Annotated in this window: 11 protein-coding genes; 4 read left to right on the top strand and 7 right to left on the bottom strand. The window is 57.1% G+C overall.

The genetic code is table 11. The annotated features are described in order from the left end of the window. Nucleotides 1-126 precede the first annotated feature (126 nt). Both purF and ACIQ0G_RS07295 read left to right on the top strand, forming a co-directional pair. Nucleotides 127-1,584: an amidophosphoribosyltransferase gene (gene purF / locus ACIQ0G_RS07300; protein ID WP_397577331.1), complete on the top strand. Its 1,458-nt coding sequence runs from the start codon at nt 127-129 to the stop codon at nt 1,582-1,584. Between the two features lie 3 nt (nt 1,585-1,587). Next, the gene (locus ACIQ0G_RS07295) at nt 1,588-2,298 is read left to right on the top strand and encodes an SDR family NAD(P)-dependent oxidoreductase (RefSeq protein ID WP_397577330.1); all 711 of its coding nucleotides are present in this window, start codon (nt 1,588-1,590) and stop codon (nt 2,296-2,298) included. A gap of 120 nt (nt 2,299-2,418) precedes the next feature. Here the strand turns inward: ACIQ0G_RS07295 and ACIQ0G_RS07290 are convergent, their stop codons facing one another. The 4 genes from ACIQ0G_RS07290 to ACIQ0G_RS07275 all read right to left on the bottom strand — a co-directional run bounded on the left by ACIQ0G_RS07290 (nt 2,419) and on the right by ACIQ0G_RS07275 (nt 7,829). Next, entirely contained in the window at nt 2,419-3,816 is a 1,398-nt protein-coding gene (locus ACIQ0G_RS07290) for a cryptochrome/photolyase family protein (protein WP_397577329.1), read from the bottom strand. Then, entirely contained in the window at nt 3,813-4,775 is a 963-nt protein-coding gene (locus tag ACIQ0G_RS07285; protein WP_397577328.1) for a metal-dependent hydrolase, read from the bottom strand. Before ACIQ0G_RS07285 ends, ACIQ0G_RS07290 begins: the two co-directional genes overlap by 4 nt. A gap of 139 nt (nt 4,776-4,914) precedes the next feature. Further along, nucleotides 4,915-5,961: a 2-oxoacid:ferredoxin oxidoreductase subunit beta gene (locus ACIQ0G_RS07280; protein WP_397577327.1), complete on the bottom strand. Its 1,047-nt coding sequence runs from the start codon at nt 5,959-5,961 to the stop codon at nt 4,915-4,917. Beyond that, nucleotides 5,961-7,829 (bottom strand): 2-oxoacid:acceptor oxidoreductase subunit alpha, encoded by a 1,869-nt coding sequence (locus ACIQ0G_RS07275; protein ID WP_397577326.1) that lies wholly within the window; start codon nt 7,827-7,829, stop codon nt 5,961-5,963. Before ACIQ0G_RS07275 ends, ACIQ0G_RS07280 begins: the two co-directional genes overlap by 1 nt. Nucleotides 7,830-7,975: 146 nt before the next feature. Here ACIQ0G_RS07275 and ACIQ0G_RS07270 point away from each other — a divergent pair, with 146 nt between their 5' ends. After that, the gene (locus tag ACIQ0G_RS07270; RefSeq protein ID WP_397577325.1) at nt 7,976-8,935 is read left to right on the top strand and encodes an alpha/beta hydrolase fold domain-containing protein; all 960 of its coding nucleotides are present in this window, start codon (nt 7,976-7,978) and stop codon (nt 8,933-8,935) included. Beyond that, nucleotides 8,932-9,417 carry an RNA pyrophosphohydrolase gene (locus ACIQ0G_RS07265; protein WP_397577324.1) on the top strand — a complete coding sequence of 162 codons (486 nt, stop codon included), beginning with the start codon at nt 8,932-8,934 and terminating at the stop codon, nt 9,415-9,417. Before ACIQ0G_RS07270 ends, ACIQ0G_RS07265 begins: the two co-directional genes overlap by 4 nt. 32 nt (nt 9,418-9,449) lie before the next feature. Here ACIQ0G_RS07265 and ACIQ0G_RS07260 read toward each other — a convergent pair whose 3' ends face one another. From ACIQ0G_RS07260 to ACIQ0G_RS07250, 3 genes are all read right to left on the bottom strand, one after another. Then, the gene (locus ACIQ0G_RS07260; protein ID WP_397577323.1) at nt 9,450-9,977 is read right to left on the bottom strand and encodes a tetratricopeptide repeat protein; all 528 of its coding nucleotides are present in this window, start codon (nt 9,975-9,977) and stop codon (nt 9,450-9,452) included. A 35-nt stretch (nt 9,978-10,012) separates the two neighbouring features. Next, nucleotides 10,013-11,194 carry an RsmB/NOP family class I SAM-dependent RNA methyltransferase gene (locus ACIQ0G_RS07255; RefSeq protein WP_397577322.1) on the bottom strand — a complete coding sequence of 394 codons (1,182 nt, stop codon included), beginning with the start codon at nt 11,192-11,194 and terminating at the stop codon, nt 10,013-10,015. 3 nt (nt 11,195-11,197) lie between these two features. Next, on the bottom strand, nt 11,198-11,372 hold a 175-nt coding region (locus ACIQ0G_RS07250; RefSeq protein ID WP_397577332.1), incomplete at its 5' end, for an IMP dehydrogenase.

Below are 11,372 nucleotides of genomic sequence, written 5' to 3'. Positions count from 1 at the left end.
CCAAGGCCTAACGCAAGGGCAAGTGGCCCGCCAACATTTTCTTTGTTACATTAGCACGACAAGGGGGAGACAATCGATGACGCGTTGCCTATAGGCCAGCCAGCGACGCGCAGCGGGATTCGAATTATGCTGACCACCGACCCATTTGATGACGACAAACTTCGCGAGGAGTGCGGGATTTTTGGTGTCTATGACGCCGAAGGTGCTTCAGCGATGGTTGCGCTTGGCCTACATGCGCTTCAGCATCGTGGCCAGGAAGCCGCCGGCATCACCAGTTACGACGAGCATGAATTTCACACGCACCGTGCCATGGGCCATGTTGCGGGCAATTTTGACCGCGATGAAATCATCAACGGCCTTGGCGGAAGCAGCGCCATTGGCCATGTCCGCTATTCAACGACGGGCGAAACATCGCTGCGTAATGTGCAGCCCTTATATGCTGACCTTGCCACCGGCGGATTTGCCGTCGCGCATAACGGCAATATTTCAAACGCGGTTGCATTGCGCCGTGACCTTGTCCGTCGCGGATCGATATTCCAGTCATCATCGGACACCGAAGTCATCATTCATTTGGTTGCCACGTCTGGGTACCGCACGTTGCTGGATCGCCTGATTGATGCGCTGAAACGTGTAGAAGGCGCCTATTCGCTTATATGCCTGACAACCGAAGGGATGATCGCATGCCGCGATCCGTTGGGCATTCGTCCATTGGTCATGGGCAAGCTTGGCGATACAATAATCTTCGCATCGGAAACCGTTGCGCTCGATATTGTTGGCGCAGAATTCATCCGTTCGGTTGAACCGGGCGAATTGGTTGTCGTAAATGGTAGCGAAATTCATTCGCACAAGCCGTTCATCCCCGTTTCGCAACGCCCCTGCATTTTCGAGCATGTGTATTTCTCACGGCCCGATTCCATTGTGGAAGGCATCAGCGTCTATTCGGTCCGCAAGGCGATTGGCGCGGAACTCGCGCGCGAAAATGGCGTCGATGTTGATTATGTCATTCCCGTACCCGACAGCGGCACCCCCGCAGCCATTGGCTATGCCGAGGCGGCAAAGATCCCGTTTGAGCTGGGTATTATCCGGTCACATTATGTTGGCCGTACGTTCATTCAGCCGGGCGATGGCGTTCGCCATTTGGGCGTAAAGCTGAAGCATAATGCGAACCGCAATCTCGTTGCGGGAAAAAAGATCGTCCTTATCGACGATTCCATCGTTCGTGGCACGACCTCGCTCAAGATCGTTCAGATGATGCGCGAAGCGGGCGCGGCCGAAGTGCATATGCGTATTGCAAGCCCGCCAACCATGAACAGCTGTTTCTATGGCGTCGATACGCCGGAACGCTCCAAATTGCTCGCGAGCCGCATGGACGTGGAAGAAATGCGGCAGTTTATTCAGGCTGACAGCCTCGCGTTTCTCTCCATCGATGGGCTTTACCGCGCGCTGGGCGAAGACTCGCGCAACAAAAACCAACCGCAATATTGCGATGCGTGTTTTACCGGCGACTATCCAACCACCCTCACCGACCATGAGGAACATGAATCGGGTGATCTCATGATGCTGGGCGAACGGAAGTCTGCATAAATCATGACGAAGCTATTTGAAGGCAAAGTGGCGCTGGTAACCGGCGCAAGCCGTGGGATTGGAGCGGCAACTGCCAAGGCACTCGCGGCGCAAGGCGCGCATGTCATCATCACAGCGCGCACGGCCAAAGACCTAGAAGCCGTTGAAGACGCGATATTCATCGCAGGTGGCAATGCGACGATTGCGCCTTTGGACCTCACCGACGGCGACAGCATCGTACGGCTTGCCACAGCAGTGGCCGAACGTTGGGGTAAGCTCGATGTCTTGGTATTAAATGCCGCGATGCTCGGCACGCTCGCGCCGGTTCCAGCCATTGATGGCGCAGAATTCGCGCGCTTGTTCACCCTCAACGTAACCGCGCAGCAGGTGCTGATTGCGTCATTCGATGCGTTGTTGCGCAAATCAGATGCCGGTCGCCTCGTCGCGCTGACATCGTCGGTCGGTGCGGCACCGCGCGCATTTTGGGGCGCCTATGGCGCATCAAAGACCGCGCTTGAAACGCTCGTCGCCAGCTATGGCGAAGAAGTGAAGAACCTGTCCGCTGTGCGCACGGCCATTGTGGATCCGGGCCGTACGCGCACCCAAATGCGCGCAAAGGCCTATCCGGGCGAAGACCCGGCGACGGTGAAAGAACCATCGGTTGTTGCCGATGCAATCGTCGCGATGCTGACGACCGAGTTTGAGACCGGCCATCGTTTGGTGGTAGCGGGCTAGAAATATCGCCGTCACCCTGAACTTGTTTCAGGGTCTTAATCAAAACAACCTTGGAAAAGTAAGATCCTGAAACAAGTTCAGGATGACGATATTGCTTGGACGATCGGCATCGTTTTTGGTTTACGCCTTCACCACCTCATGCGCCTTTAACGCACGTTCACGTGCGGCTTTGTGGCCAATGATTTTGCGCGGATAGCTTTTTGGCCGTGCACCATATTCATCGGGGTCGTGAATGTACGGCTCTTGCAAACCAGCAAGCTCTGGCACCCATTCGCGGATGTAACGTGCGGCGTCGAACTTCTCTGACTGCGACAATGGCGCCATGATGCGCACGAACATGTTGCTGTCTACGCCCGTCCCCGCAGTCCATTGCCAATTGACGCTGTTGCTGCCGTAATCGGCATCGACCAGCGTATCCCAGAACCATTTCTCGCCCTCGCGCCAATCAATCAGCAGATGTTTGACCAGGAACGACGCCGCAATCATCCGCACGCGGTTGTGCATCCATCCGGTCGCCCATAACTGCCGCATCCCGGCATCAACGATTGGGTAACCCGTCCGGCCCTTGGTCCATGCCACGACATCCGCCTTTACCGCTGGATCGGATAGATCGCGCCACGGCAGCCTGTCGAACGCATCTCGGGCGTTCTTCGCGCCATATTCGGGCATCTGGACGATCACATTCTGCGCATAGTCCCGCCACACCAGTTCCTTCAAAAACACGTCAACCGAACCGCCCGCATGCATGGTCGCATGCCAGCACGCCGCCGGTGAAATCTCGCCAAAGTGCAGATGCGGTGAGAGGAATGACGAACCCGCAACCGATGGCAGATTGCGTTTCTCGTCATAAAATTTGGCCTTGTCGGCAAAATCCTCAAGCCGTTCGCGTGCGCCAGCCTCACCCGGGGTCCACATATCGGCCATGGCGCCGGACCAATCTGGCTCGGTGGGCAACAGACCCCAATCATCGATATTGTCGCTCTCTGGCCATGTCTGGGGCGCCGTGCACTGCGTAGGGGCTGCCAGTGGCACGGGCGGCGGCATATGCTGCCAGAGCGCGCGCATGAATGGCGTGTAGATCTTATATTGACCGCCGCTGCCTGTGGTCACGCTACCTGCGGGCAACAGATAATTGCCGTCGTGACATACAAATGCGCAACCTTTGCTTAGTCCGCTGGCGACGGCCTTTTCAGCATTCCGCCACCATGGTTCGTAATGCCGCATGCAATGAATGGCCGACGCGCCGGTCTCTTCAGCGAGCGTGCATAAAACGTCATCGGATTTTCCGGCACGCAAAATCAAACGCGACCCCAACGCCCGCAAATCTGCATCGAGCGCCGTCAGGCTATGGTGCAACCACCATCGCGACGCCGCGCCCATCTTGCGATGCTTTGGCGTGTCGTCATCCAGGATGTATACGGGGATAACCGGCGCGCCACTTGCCACTGCGGCTGCAATCGCAGCTTGGTCCGCAAGACGCAGGTCACGGCGCAGCCAGACGATAACCGGGGCCGTCATTTGCTTTCAACTCCAATGGGAAAGAACATGCTAAATCGGTCGCCAACCAGCGGGTCAGAAAAGCGCTGGTCGGAAACCTTCAACGTCCTGTCTGCACCTTGGCCGACAATCTCGGCCACCGGCATACGTGACCAAAACAACAGGGGCGAACCGCGGACAATATGTGTCTCAAAAGCCTTGGCGTCTTCGCGTCCCATATAATGGGCGCGCACAACGTCATCGATACGCGCGCCATTTAACGGCGTGTAAGTGCCCTGCCCATAATGGCTGTCGTCGCGCCAAAGCATCTCACGTTTCCAAAATTGCACGGGCACAGGATTGGCGACAACCAGAGTTGGCTCGATCTGATGCTGCTTCTGAACGGCTTGGGCGGTCAATTGCTCCGCCCTGCCCGTGATGAGCCCATTGGCTAAGATATACGCGCAAATGGCGGCAAAACTCGTCAACGCCGGTGCGCGCCAGTTTGCGCCTCCGTCACGTTCGCGACGAAGCGACACCCAAACGCCGCATATCAGCGCAGCCCACAGCCAGATATCGATGATGAATAATGTATCGCCATAAAACCATTGGCTCGAAAATGGTTCAAGCAAACGGATCCCGTAACTGTTGAACCAGTCGAAAAGCGGGTGGCTCAAGCATCCAATATAGGCCAGCGCCAACAACCAGCCTTTATGCACCGGAAACCTTGTCTCTGGCCGCTTTCCGCGCCTTTCTTGCCAGCGATCGAACCACAGCATGATGCCCCACAGGATCAGCGGCAGCACCAACATGGCGATTGGGCCGTGCGTGAGGCCGCGCCGGATCGCCAAATGCTGCTGCCCGCCCAGCAATGTCGCCACCGCGTCAATATCGGGGATATTCGCAGCAATGATGAGCGTGGGCATCGCAAGGCCAGTCCGACGCTTCAATCCCATCTGCCCGATGAGCGCGCCAACAAGGCTATGTGTGAGATTATCCATACGGGTTAGCTGGCGTAGCAAAACCCAAATGGCAATACGGCGTTATCGCCATAAACTATTTTGTTCACGCAGAGGCGCAGAGTTCGCAGAGCAGAAATTTGAAATCTCTGCGGACTCTGCGCCTCTGCGTGAAAATCAATTAAGTCTCGGGATGGCCCTCAGCGACCGTCCAGGTTTGTCCCTTTGCCAGCAGCTTGCCGAGATCAGGTGATTTACCTGCACTGGCCGACTCGTTCTGCGCGATGACGGCGTCGTTAAAGGTCGGGCGCGGATCGTCGTACAGGACGCCGAGTGCCATAGGGAATTCGCCAAATGGCATTTCCACAAGCATGTGCGCGAGCGAACGGTTGGTCACGTCATGGACGATAACGCCCGCGCTCTGCCAATCACCATCGACCACATCGACAACCTTCAACGTCAGGCCAACATTGTCGAGCGCGATGCCTTTGGTACCGCCGGACTTTTCGCTGCCGAACAACATCGGCTCACCATTACGCAGCCACAATTGGTGGCCGTCGGCACCCTTTGGCGCAGCGAAGTCTTCAAACACGTCCTTGTTATACACAATGCAGTTCTGGAAAATTTCGATGAACGCCGCGCCGCGATGCGCGTGCGCGGCCTTCAGCACTTCCGGCAGGTTCTTTGAAACGTCAAAGCCGCGCGCAACAAACCGCGCGCCTGAACCCAGCGCAAACGCGCATGGCGTGGCTGGACGGTCAACCGAGCCATAAGGCGTCGATGGGCTGTTGGTGCCAACGCGCGATGTTGGCGAATATTGGCCCTTCGTCAGACCGTAAATCTCATTGTTGAACAGCATGATCTGGCAATCCAGATTGCGGCGCAGCAAATGCATCGTGTGGTTGCCGCCGATCGACAGCGCATCGCCATCGCCCGTGATAATCCATACATCAAGATCGGGATTGGCGAGCTTCACACCCGTCGCAACCGCAGGCGCGCGGCCGTGAATGGTGTGAAAGCCATAGGTTTCCATATAATATGGGAAGCGCGATGAGCAGCCGATGCCGCTGATGAACACGGTGTTTTCAGGCGTGCCGCCGATTTCAGGCATGGTGCGCTGCACCGCCTTCAAAATCGCATAGTCACCACAGCCGGGGCACCAGCGAACTTCTTGGTCGGTTTCCCAATCCTTGGGCGTTGTCGCTTTAACGGGGGTCATATCGTTCATTATAAAGCACTCCCAATCGCGGCTTCAATTTCGGCGATAGTAAATGGCTGGCCGGACACTTTGTTCACGGGCTGCGCATCCACAAGGAACTGGTCACGCAATATGGTCTTCAACTGGCCCGTGTTCATTTCAGGGACGATGATCTTGTCAAAGCTCTTCAGCAACTCGGCCATGTTTTTGGGCATGGGCCAGATATGGCGAATGTGGACATGCGCGACATCGACGCCCTCTGCGCGCTTGCGACGCACAGCTTGCTTGATGGGACCATAGGTTGATCCCCAGCCGACGACAGCAAGCTTCGCGCCTGCTGCGCCCTGCTCGACGATCTGGTCGGGAACGCTGTCGGCGACATTATTTACCTTCGCCGAACGAATGTCTGTCATCGCCTGATGGTTGGCAGGTGCATAGTTGATGTGACCGGTATCGACTTCTTTTTCGATACCACCAATGCGGTGCAGCAATCCGGGCGTGCCGGGCTTCACCCATGGGCGCTTCAACTTATGGTCGCGTGCATAGGGCTTGAAGCCATCTTCGGGCACGCTTTCCAGAAACTCGACCGGGAATGGCGTATACTCTTCGAGATCGGGCACCAGCCAAGGCTCAGCCGCGTTGGCGATATAGCCATCGGTAAGCAGCATCACTGGCGTCATATATTCAACGGCAATCCGGACAGCTTCGACCGCACAGTCAAAGCAATCAACCGGCGAGCGCGCTGCGATCACAGGCATCGGTGCGTCGCCGTTGCGGCCATACACCGCCTGATACAGATCGGACTGCTCGGTCTTGGTTGGCAGGCCCGTCGAAGGGCCGCCACGCTGGCTGTTGACGATGACCAAGGGAAGCTCGGTCATGATGGCAAGGCCCATGGCCTCACCCTTCAACGCGATGCCGGGACCTGACGAGCTGGTAACGCCCAACTGTCCTGCATAGCTTGCGCCGATGGCCGAACAAATGGCGGCAATTTCATCTTCTGCCTGGAATGTGGTGATACCATATTCTTTCAAGCGGCTGAGGTGATGCAAGATCGCGGATGCTGGCGTAATCGGATAACCACCGAAGAACATCTTGAGGCCAGCCAGCTGCGCGCCGGCAACCAAACCATAAGAAATGGACTCAGCGCCCGTCACCGTCCGGTACAGACCCGCAGGCGCAGGCGCGGCATCGACATGATATTGCTTGAGCGGCCCAGCCAATTCAGCTGTCTCACCATAAGCATGGCCAGCATTCAGCGCCGCGATATTGGCGTCGGCCAAAACCTGATTCTTTGCAAATTTGGCGTTCAGCCAATCGATGATCGGCTGACGATCACGATCAAACATCCACAAAGCAAGGCCAAGCGTCCACATATTCTTACAACGCAACGCGTCTTTGTTGCCCATGCCAAACGGCTTGACGGCTTCCAGCGTCAGCGCGCTGATGTCGAACGCCAGCACCTGCCATTTTGCCAGGCTGCCATCTTCAAACGGGTTGGTGGTATATTTGGCTTTATCGAGGTTGCGCTGGTTAAACTCGCCTGTGTCCGCGATAATCAAACCGCCTTCGCGCAACGACCCGACATTGGTTTTCAGTGCGGCAGGGTTCATCGCGATCAGCACGTCGGGCTGGTCGCCAGCGGTGTCGATTGCGGAGGAACCAAAGTTAATCTGAAACGCCGACACACCGAAAAGCGTCCCGATTGGCGCGCGGATTTCTGCAGGAAAATCAGGGAATGTCGCAAAGTCATTGCCCGCCAGAGCGGACGACAGCGTAAACTGTCCCCCGGTCAACTGCATGCCGTCGCCGCTGTCCCCGGCAAAGCGCACAACGACTGCGTCGCTTTGCACTGGAGTATGTCCGCTCGTCTGTTCGTCTTTGAATGCCGTAGCCATGCGTTCTAGCCCGTCTTTAATTGCAACTTTATTGCCTTTTCGCCTAATCCCATTCGCGGCGCACTGCAATGTTAGAAAAACTATAGGTGGATATGCTGGACGCATTGCCCAAGCCACCCTAGGAAGCGGCTGAAATGGAGAACGCGATGACCGATACCCCCCCTTATGTCCGTCCAGACGTGGCATTGTTTCTGCAATTTCTAAACGCGGTACCCGGCCCTAAATTTTGGCAAGTGCCCGTTGATGACGCACGCGCAATGACCGCCGCCATGCGCGACGTTGCGGATGCACCCGTTGGCGAACTGGCGGTTATGCGCGATTTATCGATTCCCGGCCCCGCTGGTGCCATCCCCGCGCGACTATATGACAGCCGCGAAGAGCGCGAAGCTGGCCCTGTCATGGTGTTTTACCATGGCGGCGGATTCGTTATCGGCAGCCTGTACACCTATGAACCCTATTGCGCAGAAGTTGCGCGCCTCCTCGATTTGCCGGTCATCTCCATCGATTACCGGCTGTCACCCGAACATCCCTTCCCCGCCCCGGCCGAAGATTGCGAAGCCGCAACGCGCTGGATTGCGACGAGCCCTGCGGAGCTTGGACGGCAAGTAACTGGGCTGATTACGTCGGGCGACAGTGCTGGCGGCAATCTGGCGATTGTGACCACCATGGCGCTTCGCGACCGTCCGGCGGCCGTGCCCGTGTTGGTGCAACATCCGATTTACCCCGTCGTCACACTCGATGCTGACTGGCCGAGCATGCGCGAATTTGCCAACGGTTATTTGCTAACCGACGAAGCAATGGCCTATTTCGGCGAAGGCCACGCAGCGACGCCTGGAGACTATCGGTCCGAGCCGTTGAATTTCAGCCAGCAGGGCATGCCGCCGAGCCTTGTCACAACCGCAAGCCTTGATCCTTTGCGCGACCAAGGCATCGCATATGTTGAAAAGTTGAAGCAGGACGGCGTGCGCGTTGAACATCGCAGTGCCGAGGGCAATATTCACGGGCATATCAACATCCGCCAGGCCATCCCATCGGTCCAATCGGACATCGAGGGCAATATCGCCGCGCTGAAAAACCTGCTTGCAGAAGTGGTGGCAACAGCATGAGCATATCTTTAGAAGATTTACCGTACCGTCCCTGTGCGGGCATCATGCTCGCCAATATGCAGGGGAAGATTTTTGTCGGGCAACGCTTGGACAGCCCTGTCGGAACAGATGCATGGCAAATGCCGCAAGGCGGCATCGACGATGGCGAGGATGCAGAGACTGCGGCGCTACGCGAGTTATTCGAAGAAACCGGCGTGCGCGCCGATTTGGTCGATATCCTTGCGCGCAGCCGCGATGAACATTTCTATGACTTACCTGATGATATGATTGGCCGCATTTGGAAGGGCAAATATCGCGGGCAACGCCAGCATTGGTTTCTAATGCGCTTCAAAGGGACCGATGCCGATATCAACATCGAAACGTCGCATCAGGAATTTAGCAAGTGGCAGTGGATCGATGCACCGCAATTGCCGCAACTGATCGTGCCGTTCAAAAAGCGACTGTACGAGAATATTCTTGCGGAGTTTGCCGAACTAATTTGACGCCGTTCCGCGTGCTGAACGCATCCGCGCCCTTAATTGGGTTGCGGAACAGGCACGCTAGCGACGCTTGGTTCCGTATCGGCTGCACTTGCCTGCATTTGCGGTTTTTCGCTCGCCTTGCTGGATGCAAGCGCAAGCCGGTCAACAGCGCTGCAGTCCGCGCGGCATAATGTTTTCAGGCGCGCGATATTTTTACCCGCTTGCTCAATTGCGCCCTTGGCAATCATAGCATCTGCCTGCTCGGCCAATGCAACCTGATCATTGGGCTCAAGCTCCAACGCTTCTGTGTAAAAGCGGATCGCTTTACCGTTCAGTCCTTGGGCCTTCACCGCGCGCGCCATCGCAATATATGCAGGGCGGTTGCGCGGGTCGACCGCCAATGCGGATTCATACCAGCTGATCGCATTGTCGAACCGTCCAGCGGCCGATTCCTGGTCACCCGTCTGCATCAGGGCAATGGAGCGGGCGTCGATATCGTCATCCGCGCGTCCGCCGATGCTGGCGCTCGACATAACCGCTAGAGTGAACGACAGCGCAATGGCAGCGGGAGAAAAACGCATAAACAATATCCATATCTTTTTGGAACGTGATGCTATCACAGCTTTTGGAGCCTCGCGAAGAAGAATCCATCGCTGCCATCATGATGCGGGGTCAACAACACGCCATCGCCATCGGCACGCCCCATCGACACCCCGGTATCCGCAGCGCGCCAACCCGAATGCGATTTTAAGAACGCAGCCACTTGTCCCTTACCCTCACTCTCGATGAGCGAGCACACGGCATAAACAAGATAACCGCCGCGCACGACCATGTCGGCGCCAATGTCCAACAGCTTCGCCTGTTCATCCACAACGCGCTTCAACCGCGCCGCATCCAAACGCCAACGCGTCTCTGGATTGCGCCGCCATGTCCCGCTTCCCGAACAGGGGGCGTCAATGAGGACGAGGTCGCAGCCACCGGCCAATTCGGACAGCATCTCTTTTTCCTTGCCCGGATTGAGCAAGCGCGTTTCGATGTTGGTGGCACCCGACCGATTGGCCCGTGGCTTCAATTGGTCCAGCCGGTTGCGGTTTGTATCTGTTGCGATCAATCGTCCCTGATTTCGCATCGCGGCGGCGAGCGCGAGGGTTTTGCCGCCAGCACCAGCGCACAGGTCAAGTACAATGCCAGCACCCTTTGCCTGACATGCCTCAACGATCAGCTGGCTTCCCAGATCCTGAATTTCAACCTGACCGTCTTCCACGGCGGGATGGCTGTCGATCGCAGTCCCGCCCGGCAGGCGGAGCGCATATTCGAGGTGCGGAAGGACTTCAGCGTCGGGAAACGTCGCCGATACCTCAGCGCGGCTTGCCTTCAACGCATTCACGCGCAAGTCCATGGGGGCACGGTCAAGCAGGCTTGCTTGCTCGGCCTCATCAACATGGGCCGAAAACAACGGCTTGATCCATTTGGGCAATCCGCCACCGGTTGAACGCGCTTCGCCGGGTTCAATCGCCGCTGGACCATAATCGGTCCCGTCGAACAATGCCGCCAGCTCCGGATCGGCATCCGCCATTGCTACAAAGGCAGACCGCGCCGTTACCGGCCTTTTGCCAAAGCGGCGGATCGCGCCCCACGCCAAATCGCGGACAGCACGGCGGTCTTTCGAACCGGCATAACGCCGCTCGGCAAAAAAGCGCTTCGCAAGCTGGTCAGCAGAAGCGCCGCCATCACGTGCGGAAAGGATGATTTGGTCAACCAATTCAATGGCTGACTGCAGGCGAGCAGCAGGTCTCATGCCTCAACGCGTCGGATAATTTGGAGCTTCCCGCGTGATTGTAACGTCATGTACATGGCTTTCCCGTAATCCGGCATTGGTGATGCGCACAAACTGCGCGCGTTCCTGAAGGTCCGCAATCGTGCGCGAACCGGTATAACCCATAGCTGCTTTGACGCCGCCGACAAGTTGGTGAATG

Origin of the sequence: Sphingorhabdus sp. (assembly GCF_044354325.1) — a bacterium.
Classification (GTDB): Bacteria; Pseudomonadota; Alphaproteobacteria; order Sphingomonadales; family Sphingomonadaceae; genus Sphingorhabdus_B.
Note: the sequence above shows the minus strand (reverse complement) of the source record. Positions and strands in the feature narration are given on the sequence as shown.